At 71.8% G+C, this 24,656-nt stretch carries 22 protein-coding genes and 1 pseudogene; 14 read left to right on the forward strand and 9 right to left on the reverse strand.

The window, feature by feature from the left end:
- Positions 1 to 212 precede the first annotated feature (212 nt).
- From ACTMTF_RS42705 to ACTMTF_RS42715, 3 genes are read right to left on the reverse strand one after another with little or no spacing between them, the layout of a single operon-like run.
- A complete protein-coding gene (locus ACTMTF_RS42705; RefSeq protein WP_441115806.1) occupies positions 213 to 866 on the reverse strand; it encodes a hypothetical protein in 654 nt (217 codons plus the stop codon).
- On the reverse strand, positions 863 to 2,377 hold the full coding sequence (locus tag ACTMTF_RS42710) for an ATP-binding protein (protein WP_441115807.1): 1,515 nt from the start codon (positions 2,375 to 2,377) through the stop codon (positions 863 to 865). The genes ACTMTF_RS42705 and ACTMTF_RS42710 overlap by 4 nt, the downstream gene beginning before the upstream one ends.
- A gap of 7 nt (positions 2,378 to 2,384) precedes the next feature.
- Positions 2,385 to 3,059 (reverse strand): response regulator, encoded by a 675-nt coding sequence (locus tag ACTMTF_RS42715; protein WP_441115808.1) that lies wholly within the window; start codon positions 3,057 to 3,059, stop codon positions 2,385 to 2,387.
- 202 nt (positions 3,060 to 3,261) lie between these two features.
- Between ACTMTF_RS42715 and vanY-N the strand changes: the two genes are divergently transcribed.
- Both vanY-N and ACTMTF_RS42725 read left to right on the forward strand, forming a co-directional pair.
- Complete coding sequence (gene vanY-N, locus ACTMTF_RS42720) at positions 3,262 to 3,834, forward strand: D,D-peptidase/D,D-carboxypeptidase VanY-N (RefSeq protein WP_441115809.1); 573 nt, start codon at positions 3,262 to 3,264, stop codon at positions 3,832 to 3,834.
- 51 nt (positions 3,835 to 3,885) lie between these two features.
- Complete coding sequence (locus ACTMTF_RS42725) at positions 3,886 to 5,967, forward strand: ATP-binding protein (protein WP_441115810.1); 2,082 nt, start codon at positions 3,886 to 3,888, stop codon at positions 5,965 to 5,967.
- A gap of 32 nt (positions 5,968 to 5,999) precedes the next feature.
- On the opposite strand, the gene ACTMTF_RS42730 is transcribed toward ACTMTF_RS42725, so the two are convergent.
- The 3 genes from ACTMTF_RS42730 to ACTMTF_RS42740 all read right to left on the reverse strand — a co-directional run bounded on the left by ACTMTF_RS42730 (position 6,000) and on the right by ACTMTF_RS42740 (position 9,166).
- A complete protein-coding gene (locus tag ACTMTF_RS42730; RefSeq protein ID WP_441115811.1) occupies positions 6,000 to 6,692 on the reverse strand; it encodes an aspartate/glutamate racemase family protein in 693 nt (230 codons plus the stop codon).
- Positions 6,693 to 6,764: 72 nt separating this feature from the next.
- The gene (locus tag ACTMTF_RS42735) at positions 6,765 to 8,165 is read right to left on the reverse strand and encodes a UDP-N-acetylmuramoyl-tripeptide--D-alanyl-D-alanine ligase (protein WP_441115812.1); all 1,401 of its coding nucleotides are present in this window, start codon (positions 8,163 to 8,165) and stop codon (positions 6,765 to 6,767) included.
- Positions 8,162 to 9,166, reverse strand: a complete 1,005-nt coding sequence (locus ACTMTF_RS42740; RefSeq protein ID WP_441115813.1) for a D-alanine--D-alanine ligase family protein — start codon at positions 9,164 to 9,166, stop codon at positions 8,162 to 8,164. Before ACTMTF_RS42740 ends, ACTMTF_RS42735 begins: the two co-directional genes overlap by 4 nt.
- A gap of 334 nt (positions 9,167 to 9,500) precedes the next feature.
- Between ACTMTF_RS42740 and ACTMTF_RS42745 the strand changes: the two genes are divergently transcribed.
- The 3 genes from ACTMTF_RS42745 to ACTMTF_RS42755 all read left to right on the forward strand — a co-directional run bounded on the left by ACTMTF_RS42745 (position 9,501) and on the right by ACTMTF_RS42755 (position 12,174).
- Positions 9,501 to 10,274 carry an oxidoreductase gene (locus tag ACTMTF_RS42745; RefSeq protein ID WP_441115814.1) on the forward strand — a complete coding sequence of 258 codons (774 nt, stop codon included), beginning with the start codon at positions 9,501 to 9,503 and terminating at the stop codon, positions 10,272 to 10,274.
- Between the two features lie 73 nt (positions 10,275 to 10,347).
- Complete coding sequence (locus tag ACTMTF_RS42750; protein ID WP_441115815.1) at positions 10,348 to 11,091, forward strand: SDR family oxidoreductase; 744 nt, start codon at positions 10,348 to 10,350, stop codon at positions 11,089 to 11,091.
- 63 nt (positions 11,092 to 11,154) lie between these two features.
- The gene (locus ACTMTF_RS42755) at positions 11,155 to 12,174 is read left to right on the forward strand and encodes a zinc-binding dehydrogenase (protein WP_441115816.1); all 1,020 of its coding nucleotides are present in this window, start codon (positions 11,155 to 11,157) and stop codon (positions 12,172 to 12,174) included.
- A 36-nt stretch (positions 12,175 to 12,210) separates the two neighbouring features.
- On the opposite strand, the gene ACTMTF_RS42760 is transcribed toward ACTMTF_RS42755, so the two are convergent.
- Positions 12,211 to 13,104, reverse strand: a complete 894-nt coding sequence (locus tag ACTMTF_RS42760) for a LysR family transcriptional regulator (RefSeq protein ID WP_441115817.1) — start codon at positions 13,102 to 13,104, stop codon at positions 12,211 to 12,213.
- Between the two features lie 220 nt (positions 13,105 to 13,324).
- Here ACTMTF_RS42760 and ACTMTF_RS42765 point away from each other — a divergent pair, with 220 nt between their 5' ends.
- The 9 genes from ACTMTF_RS42765 to ACTMTF_RS42805 are packed head-to-tail and all read left to right on the forward strand — an operon-like array spanning position 13,325 to position 23,548.
- Positions 13,325 to 14,311 carry a substrate-binding domain-containing protein gene (locus tag ACTMTF_RS42765; RefSeq protein WP_441115818.1) on the forward strand — a complete coding sequence of 329 codons (987 nt, stop codon included), beginning with the start codon at positions 13,325 to 13,327 and terminating at the stop codon, positions 14,309 to 14,311.
- Between the two features lie 27 nt (positions 14,312 to 14,338).
- Complete coding sequence (locus tag ACTMTF_RS42770) at positions 14,339 to 15,391, forward strand: galactitol-1-phosphate 5-dehydrogenase (RefSeq protein WP_441115819.1); 1,053 nt, start codon at positions 14,339 to 14,341, stop codon at positions 15,389 to 15,391.
- A 2-nt stretch (positions 15,392 to 15,393) separates the two neighbouring features.
- Positions 15,394 to 16,908 (forward strand): FGGY-family carbohydrate kinase, encoded by a 1,515-nt coding sequence (locus tag ACTMTF_RS42775; RefSeq protein WP_441115820.1) that lies wholly within the window; start codon positions 15,394 to 15,396, stop codon positions 16,906 to 16,908.
- Complete coding sequence (locus tag ACTMTF_RS42780; RefSeq protein ID WP_441115821.1) at positions 16,905 to 17,840, forward strand: sugar-binding transcriptional regulator; 936 nt, start codon at positions 16,905 to 16,907, stop codon at positions 17,838 to 17,840. Before ACTMTF_RS42775 ends, ACTMTF_RS42780 begins: the two co-directional genes overlap by 4 nt.
- A complete protein-coding gene (locus tag ACTMTF_RS42785; RefSeq protein ID WP_441115822.1) occupies positions 17,837 to 19,333 on the forward strand; it encodes a sugar ABC transporter ATP-binding protein in 1,497 nt (498 codons plus the stop codon). Before ACTMTF_RS42780 ends, ACTMTF_RS42785 begins: the two co-directional genes overlap by 4 nt.
- Positions 19,330 to 20,337 carry an ABC transporter permease gene (locus ACTMTF_RS42790; protein ID WP_441115823.1) on the forward strand — a complete coding sequence of 336 codons (1,008 nt, stop codon included), beginning with the start codon at positions 19,330 to 19,332 and terminating at the stop codon, positions 20,335 to 20,337. The genes ACTMTF_RS42785 and ACTMTF_RS42790 overlap by 4 nt, the downstream gene beginning before the upstream one ends.
- Complete coding sequence (deoC, locus tag ACTMTF_RS42795; protein ID WP_441115824.1) at positions 20,330 to 21,250, forward strand: deoxyribose-phosphate aldolase; 921 nt, start codon at positions 20,330 to 20,332, stop codon at positions 21,248 to 21,250. Before ACTMTF_RS42790 ends, deoC begins: the two co-directional genes overlap by 8 nt.
- Before the next feature lie 14 nt (positions 21,251 to 21,264).
- Positions 21,265 to 22,686: an aldehyde dehydrogenase family protein gene (locus ACTMTF_RS42800; protein WP_441115830.1), complete on the forward strand. Its 1,422-nt coding sequence runs from the start codon at positions 21,265 to 21,267 to the stop codon at positions 22,684 to 22,686.
- Positions 22,679 to 23,548, forward strand: coding sequence for an aldehyde dehydrogenase family protein (locus tag ACTMTF_RS42805; RefSeq protein ID WP_441115825.1), 870 nt, complete (start codon positions 22,679 to 22,681; stop codon positions 23,546 to 23,548). The genes ACTMTF_RS42800 and ACTMTF_RS42805 overlap by 8 nt, the downstream gene beginning before the upstream one ends.
- A gap of 52 nt (positions 23,549 to 23,600) precedes the next feature.
- On the opposite strand, the gene ACTMTF_RS42810 is transcribed toward ACTMTF_RS42805, so the two are convergent.
- Both ACTMTF_RS42810 and ACTMTF_RS42815 read right to left on the reverse strand, forming a co-directional pair.
- Positions 23,601 to 24,386: a MerR family transcriptional regulator gene (locus tag ACTMTF_RS42810; RefSeq protein WP_441115826.1), complete on the reverse strand. Its 786-nt coding sequence runs from the start codon at positions 24,384 to 24,386 to the stop codon at positions 23,601 to 23,603.
- A 14-nt stretch (positions 24,387 to 24,400) separates the two neighbouring features.
- Positions 24,401 to 24,656: pseudogene (locus tag ACTMTF_RS42815) on the reverse strand (alkaline D-peptidase); the annotation flags it as partial.

A 24,656-nucleotide genomic window follows, 5' to 3' on the forward strand; every position in this document is an offset into this window, starting at 1 on the left:
GGGGCTGTGCGACCGGACCGCGCGTCCGGAGAATCAGGGACGGCCACAGCGGCGATCATACAGGCCCGCCCGTCGCCGCCCGGAGGCGCGGGAACATCCCGTGGCCGCCGAGCTTTCCCGGCCTTCCGCATCGTGATGTTCTGCTCGTAAGGGACAAGTGAGTTCAGGCCACGATGCCTGGCCGGTGCGACGCGGACGGCTCGGTGCGCGCGTCAGCGCAGGTGGACGTTGGGCTGGGGTGGTGTGCTCATGCCGTTGCCGATGAAGAAGCCCGGGTGCGGCAGCTGGTTGTAGGCGGTGTTCTGCCAGGCGAGGGCCACGCGGTACTGCGGGTCGTGCAGCAGGGTGTGGATCTTGGTGGTGGTCGCGTGAGGGGTGGGCGGGCAGTTTCGGGGGCCGACGTCCTGCCCAGCACCGACGACGGTGACCTGGGCCTGGCGGCCCGGCGCCGTGGCGGCGGCCGTGCACACGATCTGCTGGACGGCCAGCGGGGACAGTTCGCCGGCCGGAGTGGACACGGTCACCACCAGGTGGCCGGCCGACTCGGCGGTCATCGAGAACGGTCCGGCTTCGGGCGGGACGTCGGTGGTGAGTCCGTCCGCCTCCTCACTAGGGGTGGGTCCGGCCGCCAGCAGCGCCAGCGTGTCCGCTTCGAACCGTGGACGACCCAGGGGCCTGGGCCGCGTCACCGCCCTGAGCCGGCCGTTCTTCACCAGGTAGAGGGTGATCGTCGTGGCCGGTGCGACGGCCCCGCTCGGCGGGTCGCCGGCGGGGATGACGTCGCTGGGCCGCACGCCGCAGCCGGCCACGGTGACGAGCGATACGAGACCCGCGGCGAGCACGCGGCGGGCGAGCCCGGTCCTCACTCGGGGCCTCCCCTGTCGATCTGCCCGTCCGGATCGTCCGCCCGGGGTGGCAGGCGCAGCGTGAAGATGGCGCCGCCGTCCGGGGCGTTGGTGACCGTGAGGTCGCCTCGGTGCAGGCGCGCGTTCTCCAGCGCGATGGCGAGGCCGAGGCCGCTGCCCTCGGACCTGGCCCTGGCCGCGTTGGCCTTGTAGAACCGGTCGAACACGTGCGGCAGCACCGCTTCGTCCAGCCCCGGTCCGTGGTCGCGGACCTCGAGCGCGATCCAGTGCGGGTCGGCGGAAAGCCGTACCGACACCGGTGGCTCGCCGTGCCGCAGGGCGTTGCCGACCAGGTTCGCGAGGATGACATCCACTCGGCGCGGGTCCAGCCGGGCCGTCACCGCGGGTGGAAGCTCGGTGTGCACCGCCTCCGACCAGCCCCGGGTACGCAGGGACGCGCGCACGAGCTCGGCCACGTCGACCTCGTTCAGCGCGAGGGCCGCGACGCCGGAGTCGAACCTGCTGATCTCGATGAGGTCGTTCACCAGCCCGGTGAGGTTGAGCGTCTCCTGGCTGACCAGCTTGGCGGCCCTGCCGGCGGGCTCCGGCAGCCGGGCCGCCTCCTCATCGAGGACGTCGGCGACCGCGGCGAGCGCGGCCAGCGGGGTGCGCAGCTCGTGGGACACGTCGGCCACGAACCGGCGGGCGTCGGCCTCCATCTCGCGGAGCTGTTCGACGTGCCGTTCCAGCTCCGCGGCGGTGTTGTTGAATGTGCGGGCCACGTCGGCCAGCTCGTCGGAGCCGACGACCGCGATCCTGGTCCGCAACTCGCCCTCGCCCAGCAGGCGTGCCGCCCGACCGAGCTCGCGCACCGGGCGCAGCACGCCACGGGTGGCCAGCAACGCCAGGACGACCGCGAACACCAGGGCCGCCCCGCCGGTGAGCCAGGCGTAGGCGGCGAGCTCGTCGATGCTGCGCTGTTCGGGATGCAGGCTGCGCGCGGTGTAGACCTCGATGCCGGATAGTCGCGTCGTCCGGTCCGGCTCGATGATCAGCAACGGCGTGCCGATGATCAGGATGGGCCCGCCGTGCCAGACCACGCGTTGCCAAGCGGTACGGCCGCCGGCAACCACCTGCCGCAATTCCGGTGAAATGATCGAGAGATCAGAGACCGGCGCCCTCCCACCCGGCTTCCAGCGTTCCCGCAGCGGCGGGCCGGGCGGCGAGGCGGGCGGCTGGGCGAGCGTCGAGTGCGTCTCGCCGTAGACAGCGACCGCGAAGCTGTCCCCGTCGGTCGCGGCGGCGGCGATCTCGTCGAGCTCAGACACACCCGGCGTCGCGCTCGGCAACGGATAGTACGCCTTCAGGCGGCTCGTCACCGCCTGGACCGCGGCATCCTGCGTCCTCTGCAGGATGTCGTTGCGGGCCTGGACATAGATCCCGCCGGCCACCGCCGCCGCGGTGACCACAGACAGCAGTGCGAACGCGAACAGCAGCCGGGCACGCAGCCCCAGGCTCGGCCGAGGTGCCACCGGCGGCTCACACCGGCCCGAACCGGTACCCGAACCCACGCACTGTCTGCACGTAGACGGGCGCCGCCGAGTCGTCCTCGATCTTCGCGCGCAACCGCTGCACGCACGCGTCGACGAGGCGCGAGTCACCGAAATACCCGTGCTCCCACACCGACTCCAGCAGCTGCTGGCGGCTGTGCACCCGGCCCGGCGTGCCGGAGAGCTCGAGCAGCAGGCGCAGCTCGGTCGGGGCGAGGCTGACCGGCACGCCGCGGTTGGCGACCACCAGCCCGGCCCGATCGATGGTCAGGTCCCCGTGCCGCTCCAGCTCCGCCTGGTCCCGGCCGATCCGCCGGAGCACCGCGCGCATGCGTGCCTCCAGCACCCTGGGCTGCACCGGCTTGACCACGTAGTCGTCGGCGCCCGCCTCCAACCCGGCCACCACGTCCATGTCGTCGCTGCGCGCGGTCAGCATGATGATCGGTACCTCCCCCACGGCCCGGATGCGACGGCAGACCTCGAACCCGTCCATGCCGGGCAACATCAGATCGAGCACGACGACGTCGGGAGGGTCGGCACGCAGCCGGTCCAGCCCCTGCTCGCCGGACTCCACCGCGCGCACCCGGTGCCCATGCCGGGTCAGGGCCAGCTCAAGGCCCTCCCGCACGGCCGGATCATCCTCGATCAACAACACTCGCGACACGCCGCCGAGTATCACACAGCACGCTCCATGACTTGCGCCGGTCAACCCCATCCACTCTCGGCCGGCCGTGTCTCCGCCTCGTCCGCGCAGTGTCATCGTTGTGTCACGGTCCCGCCGACGGTCCCGCCGACGGTCGCGCCGTCGACAAACGGTGACATGTGGCGGACAGCGCACGCATATTCGGCGCCAATCGTAGTTCGTCATGAAGGAACCACGCGCCATCCCACCTCGGCCCCGGGACCGGCTGTACGCCGCGGTCACGCTGGTGCTCGCCGTGCTCCTGCTGCCCGTGGCGTTCGCCCGCCATCCCGGCCGCGCCCGCGAACTGGCCTGCCGCTGGGCGTTGGGGCTGCGATTCCCCGCCGAGGACCTCACCGGTCTCACCGACGACGCCCTGACGGCGTTCACCGCGGCGCGCACCGAGGCGCTCTGGCGTCACGGCCAGCTCATCGGCCTCACCTCGGGATACCGCGCTCCCCTGGTCCAACAACGGATGTTCGACGAGGAGGTACGCCGCTCCGGCTCCCCGGCCGCGGCGCGCATGCTCGTGTTGCCGCCGGCGGAATCCAGCCACGTCAAGGGCATCGCGCTGGACGTGCGCCCCCACGAAGGCGCGCGCTGGCTCGAGGAACACGGCGCCCGCTACGACCTCTACCGCCTCTACGACAACGAGTGGTGGCACTTCGAGTACCGCCCGGAGAGCGGCGGCACGCCACCACGACGACGGCCCCACCCCGGCGTGGGCCACGCCGTGGAGCACGGGGACCAGCTGTAGCCCAGGTCCGGGCCACCCATGTGTGCGATCGACGAACGTTCGGAGAGGGATATGTCATTGGAAAGTACCGACAAGTCGGGATTGCTGGGATCGCGCCTGCAAGCAGCGCGCGAGATGGCGTTCGTGGGGCGGGAGGAAGAGCTCGCGGTCTTCCACGCGGCGTTGTACGGCGGCGGCTGCAGCGTTCTGTACGTGCACGGTCCCGGCGGCATCGGGAAGTCGGCCTTGTTGCGGCGGTTCGCTCACGAGGCCGCGGTGGCGGGGCGGCCGGTGTCCATGGTGGAGGGGCACCTGGTGGAGGGGCACCTGGTGGGCGGGCGCGTGGTGGAGCCGTCAGCGGCGGGGTCCGAGCTGGTGCCTCGCGATGCGGACGCGGTGCTGCTGGTCGACGACCTCGAACGGATTCAGGGCTCGGAGGGATGGCTGCGCGAGCGGTTCCTGCCCCGGGTGCCCCTGGGGGCGCTGGTGGTGATCGCGGGGCGGAACCCGCCGGACATGCGGTGGCAGGCGGATCCGGGATGGGCCGGGGCGCTGGGCGTGCTGCGGCTGCGCGACCTGCGCGCCGGAGACGCGCAGGCCCTGCTGGCCTCCGCCGGGGTGCCGGCGGAGGTGGGCGAGCCGCTGCTGGCCTTCGCCGGTGGTCATCCGCTGGCGCTGCTCCTGGGGGCGGCCAGGGCGGTGAAGGACGGCGGGACCGGCAGGCGGTGGACGCCGGACAAGGACATGGTGGCCACGTTGCTGGATCAGCTGGTGGGCGAGCTGCCTTCGGCGGCGCATCGGCAGGCGCTGGAGATCAGCGCGCATGCGTACATGACGACGGAGGACCTGCTGCGGGCGGTCCTCGCGGAGGACGCCGGGACGTTGTTCCGGTGGTTGCGGCGGTTGCCGTTCGTGGAGTCGAGCAGTCTCGGGCTGTTCCCGCATGACGTGGTGCGGGAGCTGCTGGAGGCCGACCTGCGATGGCGGGATCCCGAGGGGTACGCGATGATGCACGACCGCGTTCATGCGCATCTGGCGGAGAGAGTGCGCACGGCGAGCGACGTGGACGTGCTCGACGCGGTGGCGGCACTGCTCTACCCGCATCGCGGCAACGGAGCGCCGGCCGGTTTCCACGGCCGCCAGGACGAGGACGAGTTCCAGGAAGAGGCGTTGCGGGAGGAGGACGCCGGCACGTTCCTCCGGGTGGCGGCGGCAGCGGAGGGTGCGGCGTCCGCGGGCTGCGCCGCCTTCTGGGCGGGACGTCAGCCGGAGGCGTTCCGGCTGTATCGACGGACCGGGACCGGCGAGCCCGTGGCCCTCTCGGCGTGGTTGCGGCTGGCGGAACCCGATGAGGAGGAGCTGGCGGCCGATCCCATCGTGACCGCGGCATGGGCGCATGGGCGTGCCACCACGCCGTTGCGCGCCGGTGAACATCTGGCGGTCAGCCGGCTCTGGGTGCTGCCGCCGTATCGTGGAGATTCGCCGGTGATGGAAATGATCCAGTGGCGTCTGATCGCCAACTGTTTACGGGCCGAGCGGATGGCATGGTCATATATCGCGATACGGCGTCCGGACCAAGCGTGGCTGGAGACCCTACGGTATTACGGGATGCGCGACATCGCCGAGCAGCCGCGGCTGGGGGATGACACGTACACCCTGTTCGCTCATGACTGGCGCGCGGTCCCGGCGCAGGCGTGGCTGGAGCGGGTGAACGAACCGCTCGCCGCGGGTTCTGGCAACGGCCCGAGCGCCGCGACGGCCGAACTGGCGGTGCTGTCCCAGGCGGAGTTCGCCGGGGCGGTGCGCAAGGCGTTGCGCCGGCTGTCGCGACTGGACGCGCTGGCCGCCTCCCCGCTGACGCGCACCCGGCTGATCGCCGAGCGGGCCGGCCAGAACCCGGCCACAGCACTGGGCGACCTGCTCCGCCAGGCGATCGACGACCTGCGTGCGGATCCGCGCTCGGTCAAGTTCCACCGGGCGCTGTCCGTCACGTTCCTCCGCGGCACGCCCACCCAGGAGCTGGCCGCGGAACAACTCGGCCTCCCTTTCACCACCTACCGCCGCCATCTGAGGGCCGGCATCGAACGCCTCTGCGCCGACCTATGGCACCGGGAGCTGTACGGCACCGACGCACCGGCGTACCGATCGAGCTGAGCCGCACCCGATCCGGCTGAGCCGCCACGGCGTCAGTCGGCCAGCGCGAGGCCGGCCGCCGCCTCCGCGTGCAGCCGAGCGCTCGGCAGCACCGGGATGGCGGTGTCCTTCTCACTGATCAGGAGCTCGATCTCCGTGCAGCCGAGGATGACGCCTTCGGCGCCCTCGTCCGCGAGATCGGCGATGATCCGGGCGTACGCGTCCCTGGACGGTTCCCGGATCACTCCGCGCACCAGTTCGTCGAAGATCACGCGATGGACCAGTTCTCGCTGCTCACGCCGCGGGACGATCACCTCGAAGCCGTGGGCGGCCAGCCGATCCCGGTAGAAGGCCTGTTCCATGGTGAAACGAGTGCCCAGCAGACCGACCTTGCGCATTCCCCTGGCGCTGACCTCGGCGCCCACGGCGTCGGCGATGTGCAGCACGGGCACGCTCGCGGCCCGCGCCACGTCGTCGTTCACCCGGCTGAAGGTGTTGCTGCAGATGAGCAGGACCTCGGCGCCGAGATCCTCCAGTTTCCCGCCCGCATCGGCCAGCAACGCACTCACCTCGTCCCAGCGGTCGGCGAAGATGAGATCCTCGACGGTCGTGTAGTCGACCGACCAGATGAGGCTGTTGGCGGAATGACTGCCGCCGAGTCGCTCGCGTACCCGCTGGTTGATGATCTGGTAGTAGATCACCGTCGATTCCCAGCTCAACCCGCCGATGAGACCGATAGTGCGCATGGAACTCCGTTTCGCCAGCTTGTTCCGGCAGGCCAGAGGGACTGCCCGCTCATGCAGAAGGTCAGAGACCGTTCAGCCGGATGCCCGGTGTACGGGACCGCCGGCCAGGGCACGGGCGCAGGCGCCGAGCCCGATCTCGCTGGAGGCCTTGACGAACACCACGTCTCCCGGTTCGACGAGCGCGGTGGCCAGGCTGATGGCCCCGCCCACGTCCTCGACGGTGTGCACGGCCACGCCCTGGTCCGAGGACTCCGCCGCCTCCGCCATCGCGAGCGGATCCCCTGCTCCGACCGCGATCAGCACGTCGAAGCCGAGGTCGGCGACGAGCCGCCCCATCTCCGCGTGCCGGGCGCGGGAGGCATCCGCCTGCTGCCCCATCGCGCCGAGCACGGCGACGGTACGGCGGGTGCCGGCCAGGGCCTGCACCGCCCGCAGCCCGGCCCGCATGGATTCGGGGTTGGCGTTGTAGGCGTCGTTGACGACGGTGACGCCGTCAGGTCGTTCGACGATCTCCAGCCGGCCTGCGGAGCGCCGCCGTGCGGCGCTCAGCCCATCGGCGATCTCGGCGACGCCCAGGCCGAGTGCGGTGGCCACGGCGGCGGCGGCCAGGGCGTTGCTCACCTGGTGCTCGCCTATGAGGTCGAGCTCGACCGGGGCGCGGCCGGAGGGCGTCACCAGCTCGAACGCGGTTCGCGCGCGGTCGGTCATCCGCACGTCCTCGGCTCGCACCCGCGCCTGCGCCGACCGGCCGTACAACAGGATCTGGGCCCTGGTGCGGCCGGCCATGCCCATGACGTACGGGTCGTCGGCGTTGAGCAGCGCGATCCCGTCCGCCGCAAGCGCCTCGACCAGCTCGCCCTTGGCCTCGGCCACGTCGGCAGGACCGGCTCCCATACGCTCCACATGTGCGGTGCCGACATTGAGCACCAGCCCGATCCGGGGCGGTGCGAGCCCGGTCAGGTACGTCAGGTCGCCCTTCCGGCCCGCGCCCATCTCCAGCACCAGGTACCGGGTGCTGGCATCGGCACGCAGCACGGTGAGCGGCAGCCCGAGCTCGTTGTTGAACGACCTGTCGGTGGCGACCGTCGCGGCGTGCCGTTCGAGCACCTGGGCCAGCAGGTCCTTGGTCGTGGTCTTGCCCACGGAGCCGGTCAGGCCGATCACGGTCGGGCTGATGTGTTCGAGCAGGTGCCGGGCGAGCAGGCCGATCGCGAGCTGGACGTCCTCGACCACCAGGGCGGGCACGCCGACGGGCCTTGACGCCAGCACGGCGACGGCGCCGTCCGCGACGGCACCGGCGGCGTAGTCGTGACCGTCGACGCGGGCGCCGACCGTCGCGGCGAACAGGCCGCCAGGCACCACCTCGCGGGAGTCGACCGCCGCGGGCGCCGTCACCAGCGCCCGCGGGTCGGGCACGTCATGCAGGCTCGCGCCGACGGCCTGCGCGATCTCGTTCAGCGTCATGGGGATCATGAGCCGCTCCTGGCGGTGCTTCTGGTGGTGCTTCTTGTGGTGCTCCTGGCAGTGCTCCTGGCGAAGGCGAGGTCGATGAGGCGGTGCAGCAGGTCCGGGTACGGGACACCGCTCGCGGCCCAGGCCCCGGCGTAGACGGAACGGGAGGTGAAGCCGGGCATGGTGTTGATCTCCAGTACGTACAGGCGTCCCGTGTCCTCCTCATAGAGGAAGTCGACCCGGGACAGGCCGTAGCCACCGATCGCCCGGAAGGCGCGCAGGGCCAGCTCGCGCACGTCCTCGGCCACCCGTTCCGGCAGCGCGGCGGGGATGCTGGCGAGTTCGGCCCGGCTGAGGTACTTGGCCTCGTAGTCGAGCCAGTCGCCGGGCACGATGAGCTCGCCGGGCACCGACGCCTCCGGAGTGTCATGGCCGCCGAGCACGCCGCAGATGACCTCGCGCGCGGTCACACCCTGCTCGACGACGACCGCCCGATCGTAGGCCAGCGCCAGCTCCACGCCCGCGCGCAGCTCCTCCATGGAGGTGACACGTGAGATGCCGATGGAGGAGCCCATGCCGGCCGGTTTGACGTACATCGGCCAGTCGAGCGACTTCACCAGAGCCCAGGGGTCGGTGGTGGTGCGCCATTCGTGCTCGGTGAACCACACGTGCGGGGTGACCGGAATGTCCTCCGCCAGGAACGCGCGCCGCATCGCGACCTTGTTCATGGCCACGGCAGAGGCCAGGACGCCGCAGCCCACGTACGGGATGCCCAGCGTCTCCAGGTGACCCTGGACGACGCCGTCCTCGCCGAACGGCCCGTGCAGCACGGGGAAGACCACGTCTGCCAGATCGCGCCGCAGCTCCACCGGCCACCTGCCCTGCCGGTCGATGATGACGGCGACGGGCTCGTACAGATCTCTCGGCAGAGCGTCGAGCACAGCCGTCGCCGACTGCAGCGACACCTCATGCTCGGCGGACGGCCCGCCCGCCAGCACAGCCACGCGTACGCGTTCGGTCACGATCGATCAGCCTTCCTCGGTGGCACGGAGACAGCACCGCCGGCCGCACGGTGTTCGCCCTCGCAGGACCAGCCCGCCGAGTCTCGGCTCTTCGCCTGACCAGTTCCCAGGCCATTCGCTGTCCAGTTCCTGGCACGTGGCCGGCGGGCCGGCCGCCATAGGAATCCCCTATGGCGCCTACTGGCATTTCGTCTTTGTCTCTCGTTCTTTTCCGGACGTACCTTGATGGAGCTCGACGAGGTGCTCACCGCGATTTCTCCGGAGATTCGCGCGCCGCGTGCATCGATTCTTCATCCGTCGAGCGGGCTAACACACGATTGAAAGGACCAGTGGCATGACCACGATCGAAAACGGATCGGAAAAGCGGGAACTCACAGGAAAGCGGGCCCTGGTCACCGGTGGTTCTCGCGGAATCGGAGCGGCCGTCGTGCGCCAGCTCCTGGACGCGGGCGCCGAGGTGCTCACGACCGCCAGGTCGGCGACGAGCACGGTGCCGGAGGGGGCCACCTTCGTGCCGGCCGACGTGCGGACCCGGGCCGGCGCGGAGGCGCTCGCCGCGGCCGCTCAGGAGCTGTTCGGCGGGGTGGACATCCTGGTCCACAACGCGGGTGGGGCGCGACCGTACCCAGGCTCCTCGGCCATCCCCGACGAGGAGTGGCAGGGCGCGCTGGACCTGAACTACCTGGCGTCGGTGTGGCTGGACTCGCTGCTGACAGCGGGGATGCGGGAACGGCGTTCGGGCCGGATCGTGCACATCTCCTCGGCCGCGGTCCCCGCCTCGACAGGACCGTTCCTGCACTACACGGCGGCGAAGGCGGCGCTGGAGAACTACAGCCGGGGACTGGCCAAGGAGCTGGCCCCGTTCGGGATCCGGGTCAACACCGTGAGTCCCGGCAGAGTCGCCACTCCCGGCGGCGAAGCGACGCGGGAACTGTGGGCGCAGCTGGACGTGGCGCCGGCGGGCCAGGACCACGCCGCCGTGCCGCTGGGGCGCGACGGCCTGCCGGACGACATCGCCGACGCGGTGCTTTTCCTCGTGTCCGACCGGGCGAGCTGGCTGACCGGGAGCAATCTCTTCGTGGACGGCGGCGAATTCCCCCGGGGTTGACGCCGACGAATTCCAGAACACCTGTTTCGACGAAAAATAATTCATCGGCGCTTGAGGAAAACGAAGGATCGGCATGGACGAATACAGCGACAAGAATGCAGTGATCACGGGCGGCGGCAGCGGCATGGGGTTCGCGATGGCGAAACTGCTGGCGGACGGCGGCGCCCGCGTGGTGATCACCGGACGTTCCCAGGCCACGCTCGACGCCGCGCGGGAGCGGCTCGGCGCGAACGCGGTGGCCGTCCGAGGCGATGTGGCCTCACTGTCCGACCTGGACGCTCTGGCTGACCGTGTGAAGAGCGAACTCGGCACGATCGAGGCCCTGTTCGTCAACGCCGGCATCGCACCCCTCACCCCCTTCGAGTCGACGACCGAGGAGATGTACGACGAGCTGTTCGCGATCAACGTCAAGGGCGCCTACTTCACCGTGCAGAAGCTCGCCCCGCTGCTGAGCCCGGGCGCCGGCGTCGTCCTCACCACGTCGATCGCGAACGTCATCGGCATGCTGGACGCCAGTGTCTACGCGGCCGGCAAGGCGGCGCTGCGCTCGATGGCCCGCAGCCTCTCCCGCGAGCTGCTTCCGCGCGGAATCCGCGTCAACGCGATCAGCCCCGGTCCCATCGACACGGGGATCCTGGAGAACACGATGAGCGCGGAGGCCGCCGAGCGGTTCAAGGCGGAGCGGGTCGCGGACAATCCCATGCGGCGTTTCGGCACCCCCGAGGAGGTCGCCAGGGCGGCCGCGTTCCTCGCCTTCGACGCCACGTACACCACCGGCGCCGAGCTCGCCGTGGACGGAGGCGCCACCCAGCTCTGAGCTCGTCCAACCGTTCCGCCATGGGCTCAGGCCCGGCTCCGACCGTACCGAGAGGCTCTCATCATGACCGTCCAGGGACCATCCGCCGTCGTCCTGCGCGAACATCGTAGGAATCTGGGCCAGCCGCCCGGCTCGCTGCTCGACGTGGTCACGCTTCCTCCGCAGGAGCCGGCCGCCGGCCAGGTTCGGGTGCGGAACCTGTTCCAGCAGGTGATCGCGGCCAACGGCGACCTGATGTTCGAGACCACCCAGATCCCGGCGCCCGTCTTCCGGGTCGGCGAGCCGCTCTACGGCGGCGCCATCGGCAGGGTCGTCGAGTCACGCGCCGACGACCTGCCGGTGGGAACCGTCGTGCAGCACATGGCGGGCTGGCGCGAGGAGAGCATCCTGGGGCCGGGCGAGGCGTTCCCCGTGCCCGACGGCGTCTTCCCCGGTCCCGAGTACCTGCTCAACCAGGGCGTGCCCGCCTACCACGGCATCGTCGACGTCGCCGCCGTGGGCGACGGTGACGTCGTCCTCGTCAGCGGAGCCGCCGGCGGCGTCGGGTCGATGGCCGCGCAGATCGCCAAGGCGCGTGGCGCCGCGTACGTCATCGGCATCGCCGGCGGCCCCGAGAAGGCCCGCTACCTGGTCGACGAGCTCGGCCTCGACGCCGCCATCGACCACCGCAACGACGATCTCGACGACCGGCTCACCGAGCTGGCCCCTGACGGCATCACCGCCTTCTTCGACACCACCGGCGGCCACCAGTTCGAAGCGGCGCTCCGGCACACGGCGTTCGGCGCCCGCTTCGCGCTGTGCGGCACCCTCGCCGGACAGGTCACCGGCGGCGACGGCGGGCACCCTCGCCTCGACATCATGACCGCGATCGTCCACGAGGTGCAGATCCGGCCCTTCACCACCGCGCACACCCCCGACCAGATCCGGGCCTGGAACACCCACTACGCCCAGTGGTACGCCGAAGGCCGGATCAGGTTCGCGCGCACGCTCCTCGAAGGCGGCCTCCAGCGCGCCGTTACCGCCCAGGACGAGCTTCTCGCCGGCGTGCACCGCGGCAACGTCGTCGTGCGGCTCACCAGGTAGGCGAGCCGCGACGGCGGTTCCGTATCGCTCGCCCTCTCACCTCGGCACAGGGGAGGCGCTGTCGTACCAGGTCTCTTGACGCAGGAGTTCGAGCAGGGCCGTCTCCGCCGGGCCCGCGCCGGGCGGGACCACGGCGATGACGGGCTGGGACACGACCGGGAACACCGGGCGAACGAGGTGCTCGTGACCGTGGGGCACCGCGGAGGCCGGGACCAGCGTCACGCCCAGCCCGTCGGCGGCCCAGCGCACGGCCGTCGCCGTCTGAGACACGCGGGCGACCGTGGCCGGGGTCAGCTCGTTGTCCCGCAGCACGTTCAGCAGCACGAGGTCGAGCGCGTTGTCGCGGTCGAACCTCACCCACGGCTCCCCCTCCAGTTCGCGCAGCTCGACCCGGTCCGCGTCGAGCAGCCGGTGCCCGTCTCCCAGCACCACGACGAACTCCTCGTCGCCGATGTGGTGGGCGGCGGCGGGGGATCGCTCGCACGCCGCCATCAGGGCGAGGTCCAGCACACCCCGGCGGCACAGCCGGTCCATCTCGGCGGCGCTCGGCTCCTCGAAGACGGTGACCTCCAGTCGCGGGAAGCGGCGACGCAGCACGCCCAGCGCGCCCGGCAACTGCCGCGTGCCGAAGCCCATCTGCACCGCGATCACCAGCTCGCCCACCAGCTCGTCGGCGCCGGCCCGCGCCGTCGCCCTCGCCCGCCGCGACGCGCTCACCGCGACCTCCGCCTCCCGCAGGAACGCGCGGCCGACCGGGGTGGGCACCAGTCCGGTCGGCGTGCGGGCGAACAGTTTCACGCCGAGCTCGCGCTCCAGGCCGAGGATCTGCTGGGACACCGACGGTTGAGCGACGCGCAGCAGCTCCGCCGCCGCCGTCACCGAGCCCTCCTCGGCCACGGCCAGGGCGTACTCGAACTGACGAAGGCTCATCGGCTCCCGTCTCCTCCCTGCGGTGGACCGTGGCCCACCCGTCGTAATGGTTGTAACAGTGTAAGTGAGCCTCCTGGCCAGGCCGAACAGGTCGTCGCCGTACAGACGGGACGAACGAAATCCGACGCTCTGCTCATATGAGCAGAATCTGGCTCAAGTGTTGTAGAGAGGTTAATAAGCGATTTACAGTGCGTTACCTACCTCACATACGGAGGCTCAGATGCGCGCATTCCGGTCGCTCATAATCCCGTCTCTCCTGGTCGCCGCCCTGTCCGCCTGTTCGGTGTCCACCACGCCGGGCGGCTCTGCCGCCACCACCGGCCAGCAGTCGGACGGCCCTGTCGCCATCGGTTTCAGCCAGGCGACCCAGCAGTCCCCCTTCTACGTCGAGCTGCGCGAGGGTGCCGAGGCCGCCGCCAAGGAAGCCGGCGCCACGCTCTACTTCGCCGACGCGGGCGGCGACGTCACCAAGCAGAACAACGACATCCAGGACCTCATCACCCGTCAGGTCGACGTCCTGCTCATCAACCCGGTCGACCCGCAGGGCGTCCAGCCGGGCATCGCCGCGGCCACGGCGGCCGGCGTCTCGGTCGTGACCGTGGACCGGCCGGTGCCCGAGGGTGCGATCGCCCACGTCGGCCGCGACAACAAGGCGATGGGCGCGCTCGTCGGCAAGCGGCTCAGCGAGCAGCTCGGCGACAAGGGCGGCACGGTCATCGAGATCCGCGGCGACGCCGGCGGCGCCGTGGCGCGCGACCGCAGCGCGGGTTTCCACGAGGCCGTGGCCGACAACCCCAAGATCAAGATCATTGAGGGCCCGTACGCGGACTACGTGCGCTCCAAGGCGGTCACCGCCATGCAGGACCTGCTCCAGGTCCACCCCGACGCGGCCGCCGTCTACGCGCACAACGACGACATGGCGCTCGGCGCCTTGCAGGTGCTCAAGGAGAACGGCAAGGACAAGGTCCTGGTCGCCGGGGTCGACGGGCTCATGGAGGCGGTCAAGCAGATCCCGTCCGGCCAGTACGTGGCCACCGCGCTCAACGACCCCCTCTCCCTCGGCGCCAAGGCCGTGGAGACGACGCTCCGGGTCAAGAAGGGCGAGAAGGTCGAGTCCTCCATCGACGCGGGCACCGCGCTGATCGACACGGACAACGCCGCCCAGTACGCCACCGGAACCGGCGAGTTCGCCGAAGCCGGCAAGTAGAGCACCCCACAGGAGAAAGGCGACAGGATGTCGGAAACCATGCAGGCCGCGGTGCTCCACGCCCCCGGTGACATCAGGGTCGAGCAGGTGCCCGTGCCCGTGCCAGGCCCAGGAGAGGCGCTGGTCCGAGTCGCGGCCTGCGGGGTGTGCGGCTCTGACATCCCGCGCATGCTGCGCGCGGGGGCGTACCACTTCCCCATCATCTGCGGCCACGAGTTCTCCGGCCACGTGGTCCGCCTCGGCGACCGTCTGGCCGCCACCGGCCGCGTCCGCGAGGGCGACCTCGTCACCGTGCCCCCGCTCATCCCCTGCCACGCCTGCGCTCCCTGCAGCAAGGGCCACTTCAGCCTGTGCAAGGACTACGGCTACTTCGGCAGCCGCAGGGACGGGGCCTACGCCCAGTACGTCACCGTGCCGGACGAGAACCTGATGGTGCTGCCGGCCGATCTCGACCCGCGTGCCGCGGCCATGCTCGACCCGGCCGCGATCGCGCTGCACGCCCTGTGGCGCACCCAGATGCGCGGCGGCAAGCGGGTGGCCGTGGTCGGCGCGGGTCCGATCGGGCTGTTCGCGGTGCAGTGGGCCAAGCTCGCCGGAGCGGCCGAGGTGCTCGTCATCGAGGTGAACGAGCAGAAGGCCGCCATGGCCACCGAGGCCGGCGCCACCCATACCGCGACCAGCGCGGAGGCTGCCGCCGAGGCGGTCGGCGACGGCTACGACGTGGTCATCGAGTCAGCGGGCGTGCCCGCCACGGTGGACCAGGCCGTGGGCCTGGCGGCCAGGCACGGCGAGGCGGTGTTCATCGGCATCCCGCACGACCCCGTGGTGCTGCCCAAGGCCACGTTCAGCTCGTTCCTGCGCCGCGAGGTCAGCCTGCACGGGGCGTGGAACTCCTTCTCCGCGCCGTTCCCCGGTGAGGAGTGGCGGGTCGCGGCCAAGGGGCTGAGCTCGGGCGACCTCGCCTGGAAGTTCATGATCACGCACGAGCTGGGGCTGGACGCGCTGCCCGAGACCATGGCCGGCCTCGGTGAGCGGTCGATCTTCAGCTCCAAGGTTCTCTTCCTGCCGAACGAGGAGTGACGATGACGGCTTTCCTCGCGCTCGACCTGGGAACCGAAGGCGCGCGGGCCGCGGTCTACAGCGTCGAAGGTTCGCCGATGGGGGCGGGCGACGCCGCGTACCCGACGCATTTCCCCCGGCCGGGATGGGCCGAGCAGGACCCGGACGACTGGTGGCGGGCGAGCGTCCGCGCGGCCCGCCAGGCGCTCGCCGAGGCGGGCGATCCGCCCATCGCCGGGGTCGCGGTGGCGACCACGGCCTCCACGGTGGCCGTCCTCGACCGGCACGGCCGCCCGCTGCGGCCGGCCCTGCTGTGGATGGACGGCCGGGCGGGCGAGGAGTCGGCGCTGACCGCGGAGACCGGCCACCCGGTCCTGCGCTACTCCGGCGGCTGCGACGCGGTGGAGTGGCTGGTGCCCAAGGCCATGTGGCTGGCCCGCCACGAGCCCGCGACCTACCGCGCCGCCGCACGCATCGTCGAGGCGGTGGACTACATGGTGTGGCGGCTCACCGGGCGGTGGGCGGGCTCGCGGATGAACGCGGTGTGCAAGAGCAACTACGACCCGCGCGGTACGGGCTCACCGCACGACCTGTACGACGCGCTCGGCATCGGCGACCTGGGCGACAAGCTGCCGGACGACATCGTGCCGGTCGGCGACCCGGTGGGGCCGCTCGGCGCACGGGCCCGCGAGGAGTTCGGCGTCACCGGCCCCGCCGTCGTCGTGTCGGGCGGGATCGACGCGCACCTGTCGCTGCTGGCCATCGGCGGCGCCCCGGCAGGGCGGGTGTCGATCGTCTGCGGCACGTCCAACGCGTTCGTCACCGAGATCGACGAAGCGGTCTTCCCGTCCACCGTCTGGGGGCCGTACCCGGACGCGCTGCAGACGGGCCGCTGGCTCGTGGAGGGCGGCCAGGTGAGCGCGGGCTCCGTGCTGGCCTGGGCGGGCGAGAAGCTCATCGGACGGCCCCGGGCGGAGCTCGGCGGGCTCATCAAGGCCGCGGCGGAGCTGCCGCCGGTCGACCACGGGCTGATCGTCCTGGACTACTTCATGGGCAACCGCACGCCGCTGCGGGACCCGCGCCTGCGGGGCGCCGTACTCGGGCTGACCCTGGCCAGTTCCGCCGAGCAGGTCTACCGGGCGGCCGTGGAGGGCGTCGCGTACGGCACCCGCCAGGTCCTCGACTCCTTCGTCGACGGCGGGATCGCCGTGGAGGAGGTCTACCTGTCGGGCGGCATCCGGCACAACGAGCTGTGGCTCCAGACCACCGCCGACGTGCTCGGCCGGCCGGTCCACCTGGTCACCGGTGACAACCTGACGCTGCGCGCCTGTTCGGTGCTGGCCGCGGCCGGCACCGGATGGTACGCCTCGCTGGCGGAGGCGGCGGTGCGCTACGCGCCGCGGGTCCGCACCGTGGAGCCGGTCGCCGAGCACGTCGCGGCCTACCACCGCGGCTACGCCGACTACCGCGCGGCCACCGCCGCCACCACGGAGATCTCCCACCGGCTGAGCGACCCGCGGCGGAGGTCCGGCTCATGACCGACGACGACCAGCTCTATCAGGTGGCCGTCCGCTACTACGAGAGCGGCGAGACGCAGGAACAGATCGCCCACGCCCTGCACCTGACCCGATGGAAGGTGGGGCGGATGCTGGCCGAGGCACGCGAGGTCGGCATCGTCAGGATCGAGGTGCTGCATCCGCGGTCCCGGGTGGGCGCCCTGGAGCGGGCGCTCAGCAAGCGCTTCGGGCTGCGGGAGACCATCGTGGTGGCGGGCAGCGGCGGCGACGAGCAGCTGCGCAAGCAGGTGGCCGCGGCCGGCGCCGACCACCTGGCGGCGATGCGGCCCGTACCCCGCCTGATCGGCGTCTCCTGGGGCCGGACGCTCGACCGGCTGGCCGGCGGGCTCGCCCCCGGCTGGGCGACGGGCGTCCACGTCGTGCAGATCAACGGCGCGCTCAGCCGCTCGCGGCAGCCGACCAGCGCGGGCAGCACGGCGAGTCTGATCGCCCACCACGGCGGCGGCACCGCGACGCTGCTGGCCGCCCCGGCGATCCTGGAGCAGCAGAGCACCCGGGCGGCGCTGGAGAACGACCGCGCCGTCTCCGACGTGCTCACGCTGGCCGCCGGGGCGGACCTGTTCCTGTTCAGCCCCGGCGGCATGGGCAGCGACTCGGTGCTGGTGGACTCCGGTCAGATCGACGCGGACGACCTCGACAGGCTCGCGGACGCCGGCGCGGTGGGCGACGTGCTGGGCCGCTTCGTCGACGCGCGCGGCCAGATCGTCGACCCCGGCCTGGACGGCCGCACGCTCGGCCTGTCCCTGGACCTCCTGCGCTCGGCCACCACCTCGGTCGCGCTGGTCAGCGGCAGGGCGAAGCGGGCGGTGTGCCGGGCCGTCGTGACCAGCGGCCTGTGCGACGTGCTGATCACCGACGACCAGAACGCCACCCACCTGCTGGAGGAGACATGACCGGGACCGAGGAACGGCTGCGCATGACCGGGATCGTCAAGCGCTTCCCCGGCACCGTCGCCCTGGACGGCGTCGAGCTGAGCGTCCGCCCCGGCGAAGTGCACTGCCTGCTGGGCGAGAACGGCGCCGGCAAGAGCACCCTCATGAAGATCCTGGCCGGCTCCTACCAGCCGGAAGAGGGCACGATCCTGCTGGACGGGCAGCCTTTCAGGCCCGCCACACCGCACGCGGGGCTGGCGGCCGGCATCGCGGTGATCTACCAGGAGCTGGACCTGCTGCCCGACCTCACCGTCGCGCAGAACCTGCTGCTGGGCCGGGCACCGAGGCTGGGCCCGTTCGTCCGGCGCGGGCAGCGAGCGCGGCTGGCCCGCGAGGCGCTGGACCGGGTCGGCGCCTCCTTCCCCGTCACCACCCGGGTCAGGGAGCTGCCGATCGCGGCTCAGCAACTCACCGCCATCGCCAAGGCGCTGACCGCCGACGCGCGCGTCATCGTCATGGACGAGCCGTCGGCCACCCTCGGCGAGAGCGAACTGCTGGGGGTGTTCGAGGTCATCCGCTCCCTCACCGCCGAAGGACGGTCGGTGATCTTCATCTCCCACCGCATGGACGAGGTCATGGAGATCGGCGACCGCGCCACGGTGCTGCGCGACGGCCGCACGGCGGGCGTCTACGACCTGGCCTCGACCGGTCCCGGCGAGATCGTGGCCGCGATGATCGGCGAGGCGAGCGAGCTCGTCGGCGCCGTGAACCGGCCCGCGCCCGGCGGGGAGCCGCTGCTGCGGGTCGAGCGGGTGCACGTGCCAGGACTCCTCGACGTCCGCGACCTCGAGGTACGGCCGGGCGAGGTCGTCGGGCTCGCCGGCCTCGGCGGCGCGGGCCGGACCACGCTGCTGCGCGCCCTGTTCGGCGACCTCAAGGCCCAGGTCACGGCCCGGCTGGACGGCCGGCCGCTCAAGGTCGCGAGCCCGGCCGCGGCCGTACGCGCGGGGCTGGCCCTGGTGCCGGAGAGTAGGAAGGAGCAGGGCCTCATGCTGGGGCTGTCCGTCAGCCGCAACGCCGCGATCGGCGCGCTCGGCCGCCCTCCGTGGCTGCTGCCCGGCCGGCTCGGCCGGCGCCTGGCCCGGCCCGCGCTCGCCGACCTGGGCGTCAAGGCGGCGGGCCCCGCCCAGCTCGTCGGCCAGCTCTCCGGCGGCAACCAGCAGAAGATCGTGCTGGCCAAGTGGATCACTCGGGGCGGGATCAGGGTCCTGCTGCTGGACGAGCCCACGCGCGGCCTGGACGTCGGCGCCAAGGCCGACCTCTACCGGCAGGTGCGCCACCTCGCCGACCAGGGCGTCGCCGTGCTGCTGGCCAGCAGCGAGCTCAACGAGCTGACCGCGAACGCCGACCACATCCAGGTCCTGTACGAGGGCCGCAACGTCGCCCGCTTCGACCCCCGAACCAGCCCGGAAAGCGTCATCGCGCACACCGTCATCACAGGAGCCACGGCATGACCACATCCCTCGGATCCACGCTGGCCTCGGCCGCCGGAAAGGAGCGCGCCGGCCGATCGCGCCGCGGCGCCGACCTGATCGTCAAGTCCAACCTGCTGCTGGTCTTCCTCGGCCTGTGCGTCGTGGCGTCGCTGCTGGCGCCGCAGTTCCTGACCGGCCGCAACATCGCCAACCTGCTGCAGCAGTCGTCGCTGACCGGCATCGTGGCCATCGGCATGACCATGGTGGTGCTGACGGCGGGCATCGACCTGTCGGTCGGCAGCGTCGCGGCCTTCGGCGGGATGACCGTCGCCCTGCTCATGGCCCCGGGCATGCCGGTCCTGCCGGCGATCCTGCTCAGCCTGGCGATAGGCGCGGCGTTCGGCGCCGTCATGGGCGGGCTGTCGGCGTACCTGTCGCTGCCGTCGTTCATGACCACCCTGGCCGGGCTCACGGCCATCCGCGGGCTCACGTACCTGCTGACGGACGGCAAGCCGGCGCAGGCCGGCGGATCCGAGGCGTTCCAGCTCCTCGGCGGCGGGTTCGTCGGCTACGTGCCGATCGTCGGGATCATCTTCGTGGTGGTCACCCTCCTCGCCGCCGGGGTGCTGCGCGGCACCACGTTCGGCGAGTACGTGTACGCGGTCGGCAGCAACAAGGAGGCCGCCCGGCTGTCCGGGCTGCCCGTGCGAGGCGTGATCACCACGGTGTTCGCGGTGTCGGGCGGGCTGGCGGCGCTGGCCGGGGTGCTGCTCACCTCCCGTCTGACCGTGGGCCAGCCCACCGCCTTCAGCGGGCTGGAGCTGGACGCGATCGCGGCCGTGGTGCTGGGCGGCACCAACCTGTTCGGCGGGCGGGGCGGCGTGTTCGGCACCTTCGTGGCGGTGCTGCTGCTGTCGGTGCTGCGCAACCTGTGCAACCTGCTCGGCCTGGGCTCCTTCTTCCAGATGGTGGTGACCGGCCTCATCCTGCTGGTCGCCCTCGTACTCAACATGCTGATCGAGAGGCGTGGCGCTCGTGCCTGACACCATTCCCGGCTCGTTGCGGGCCTACCTGCACGGACTGCCCGGCGTCGACGAGGTCGGCGTCGGACGGCGGGCCGCCGACCTGGCCACCAGGTCGATCAAGACCACGGCCAAGCGGTACGCGATCGACCTGGCCATCAGGATGGTCGACCTGACCACCCTCGAAGGGGCGGACACACCGGGCAAGGTGCGCGCGCTGGCGGCCAAGGCCGTCCGGCCCGACCCGGCCGACCCCACCGCTCCCCCGGTCGCCGCGCTCTGCGTGTACCCCGACATGGTCGCCGTGGCCGCCGAGGCGCTGAAAGGCAGCGGCGTCGGGCTCGCCTCGGTCGCCACGGGCTTCCCGTCCGGGCGCACGTCGCTGGAGGTGAAGCTGGCCGACACGAGCGCGGCGGTGGCCGCCGGAGCCACCGAGATCGACATGGTGATCGACCGGGGCGCGTTCCTGGCGGGCGACTACCGCAAGGTCTTCGACGAGATCACGGCCGTCAAGGAGCGGTGCGGCCCGGCCCATCTGAAGGTCATCCTGGAGACCGGCGAGCTGGTCACCTACGACAACGTACGACGGGCGTCCTGGCTGGCGTTGCACGCCGGCGCCGACTTCATCAAGACCTCCACCGGCAAGGTCGCGCCCGCCGCGACGCTGCCGGTGACGCTGATCATGCTGGAGGCCGTCAGGGACTACCGGACGGCGACCGGACGCCAGGCCGGGGTGAAGCCCGCCGGCGGCATCCGCACCACCAAGGACGCCATCCGCTACCTGGTGCTGGTCAAGGAGATCGCCGGGGACGACTGGCTGGACCCCGCGTGGTTCCGGCTCGGCGCCTCGACGCTGCTGAACGACCTGCTCATGCAGCGGACCAAGCTCGCCACCGGCCACTACGGCGGGCCCGACTACTACACGATCGACTAGGGAGAGGTGTGGAGATCTTCGAGTACGCGCCCGCGCCGGAGTCACGGGCCATCGTGTCCATCCGGCCGTCGTACGACCTGTTCATCGACGGCGAGTTCGTCGAATCCAAGAGCGACGAGCGCATCGTCACGGTCAACCCGGCCGACGAGGAGCCGCTGGCCGAGGTGGCCGTCGCCGATGACGCCGACGTGGAGCGCGCCTTCGCGGCGGCGCGTCGGGCCTTCGAGCAGGTGTGGTCGCCCCTGCCGGGGGCCGAGCGCGGCAAGTACCTGTTCAGGATCGCGCGCATCATCCAGGAACGCGCCCGCGAGCTGGCCGTCCTGGAGTCGCTGGACAACGGCAAGCCGATCAAGGAGACCAGGGACGTCGACCTGCCGCTGGCCGCCGCCCACTTCTTCTACTACGCCGGCTGGGCCGACAAGCTGGCGCACGCCGGGCTGGGCACCCGGCCGCTGGGCGTGGCCGCGCAGGTCATCCCGTGGAACTTCCCGCTGCTGATGCTCGCCTGGAAGGTCGCGCCCGCGCTGGCCACCGGCAACACGGTCGTGCTCAAGCCCGCCGAGACCACCCCGCTGACCGCCCTGGCGTTCGCGGAGATCTGCCAGGAGGCCGGGTTGCCGCCCGGCGTGGTGAACATCGTCACCGGGGCCGGCGCCACCGGCCGCGCCGTGGTCGCGCACCCGGGCGCCGACAAGGTGGCCTTCACCGGCTCCACCGAGGTCGGCAGGGAGATCGCCCGCGCGGTCGCCGGCACGGGCAAGCGGCTCACCCTGGAGCTCGGCGGCAAGGGCGCCAACATCGTCTACGACGACGCGGCGATCGACCAGGCCGTCGAGGGGATCGTCACCGGGATCTTCTTCAACCAGGGCCACGTGTGCTGCGCGGGCTCCCGGCTGCTGGTCCAGGAGTCGATCGCGGACGAGCTGCTGGCCCGGCTGCGGGCCCGCATGGAACGGCTGCGCCTCGGCGACCCGCTGGACAAGAACACCGACATCGGCGCCGTCAACTCCGCGGCGCAGCTCGCCAGGATCCGCGAGCTCGCCGCGGCCGGCCAGGCGGAAGGCGCCACAGGCTGGTCGCCGGCGTGCCCGCTCCCCGAGCGCGGGTACTGGTTCCCGCCCACCGTGTTCACCGGCGTCACGCAGGCGCACCGGATCGCCCGCGAGGAGATCTTCGGCCCCGTGCTGTCGGTGCTGACCTTCCGCACCCCGGAGGAGGCCGTGGCCAAGGCCAACAACACGCCGTACGGGCTGTCCGCCGGCGTGTGGACGGAGAAGGGCTCCCTGATGCTCTGGACCGCCAGCCGGTTGCGTGCCGGCGTGGTGTGGTCCAACACCTTCAACGTGTTCGATCCCGCCAGCCCCTTCGGGGGCTACAAGGAGTCCGGTTACGGCCGTGAGGGCGGCCGGCACGGGCTGGAGGCATACCTTGGCTGACAACTTTCCGCGCCTCGCCGTGCGCAGGACGTACAAGCTCTATGTCGGCGGCGCGTTCCCGCGCTCGGAGTCAGGCAGGTCCTATCCCGTGACGTCCTCGGCCGGAGACCAGCTCGCCAACGCCGCCCTGGCCTCGCGCAAGGACGTGCGCGACGCCGTGGTGGCCGCCCGCAAGGCGTTCCCCGGCTGGTCGGGACGCACGGCGTACAACCGCGGGCAGATCCTCTACCGGATCGCGGAGATGATGGAGGGCCGCCGGGCCCAGTTCGCCGAGGAGGTCGCCGCGGCGGAAGGGGTGGGCAAGGCCAGGGCGCAGGCGCTCGTGTCGGCGGCCGTCGATCGCTGGGTCTACTACGCCGGGTGGGCCGACAAGTTCGGCCAGCTGCTGGGCGGCGCGAACCCCGTGTCGGGCCCGTACTTCAACCTCTCCGAGCCCGAGCCGACGGGCGTCGTGGGCGTTCTCGCCCCCACCGGCTCCTCGCTGCTCGGGCTGGTCTCGGTGCTCGCCCCCGTGCTCACCTCCGGCAACACGGCGGTGCTGGTGGCGAGCGAGGGCGCCCCCTTGCCCGCGATCACGCTGGCCGAGGCGCTGGCCACCTCGGACCTCCCGGCGGGCGCCGCGAACATCCTGACCGGCCGCCTGTCCGAGCTCGCCCCACCGCTGGCCGGTCACGCCGACGTGAACGCCCTGGACCTGGCCGGTGCGGGGAGTCTCGCGGGCGAGCTGGAGGCGCTGGCGGCGACGACGCTCAAGAGGGTCCTGCGACCTGGCGGGGACGACTGGGACGACACCGATCCCGGCCTGTCCCGCGTCAAGCCCTTCCTGGAGATCAAGACGGTCTGGCACCCGATCGGCCGGTGACCCGGGGTTCGCGCCGGTTGCCGCCGGGCTGGAGTGCCGGGGCACGGCGCGGTCAGCGGGAGCCCGGTCCGGGGATATGGACGCCGGCGGCGCGGAGCTTGCTCTCGAAGAGCTCGGTCAGCCGCGCCGCGGCCGGTGTCGGCGCCTGGCCGTGGTGGGCGATCAGCGTGTACCGGGTCGCGGCCTCGGTGCGGGCTTGCAGGCCGGTCACGGTCTTCAGCAGTACGGGGTCGGCGAGGTAGTGGTCGGCCGCGGCGGTGGCGACCTCCGCGATGCGGGGGTCGTCCGGTTCCCAGGCCGCGGCTTCGACCACGCGCTTGCCCAAGGCGGCGAGCCTGGTGTCATCGAGGGCGTGCTCGAAATGGGTGAGGTAGTCGTCGAAGCCTTCTGGGACCAGGGCCTTGGCCAGCACCCAGCCCTCCCTGGTGGCCGCCACCTCGTCCGCGGGGAAGCCGAGGCCGAGCATCCGCTTCAGCAGCGCCACGGCGCGGTCGGGCAGCAGAGCCCGGTCACCGTCGGCGAGCCGATGCAGCATGTCACGCCGCCCGATCAGCTCCTCGATCCGTTCGTCGAGCTGCCGTTCGACGTCGGCGAGCGCGGCGGCGAACAGCGCGGCATCGGCGTCGAGCAGCGGCCCGATCTCGGCCAGCGACACCCCGGCGGCGGCCAGCGTCCGGGCCTGCACCAGCCGCAACAGATCGGCCGATCCGTACCGCCGGTAGCCGGAGCTGTCGCGTGCCGGCTCCTCGACCAGGCCGAGCTTGTGGTAATGCCGCACCGTCTTCACCGTGACGCCGACGAACGCCGCCGCCTGGCCGATCGTGACTCCGTGTCTCATCCGCTCAGCTTGCCCTAGGCTCGGCTCGGGCTCGGACGCCCGCTGCCGAACACCTCGTTGACGAGCCTTCGCTGGGCGGTCTGGAAGGCCGCGGCGATGGACAGGTCGGCGTCGTCCACGCAGTTCAGCGCGGCGGTCAGGGTCTTGCGGCCGTCGGGGGTGCTGTACATCAGGGCCGCGTGGCCCACGGCGGCGCCGTTGTGGGTGATGACGGTGTGGCCGTCGTCGGTGGTCATCACGAACACTCCCAGGCCGTAGTCCATGTTGGGG

The organism is Nonomuraea sp. ZG12, from assembly GCF_052068115.1.
Classification (GTDB): Bacteria; Actinomycetota; Actinomycetes; order Streptosporangiales; family Streptosporangiaceae; genus Nonomuraea.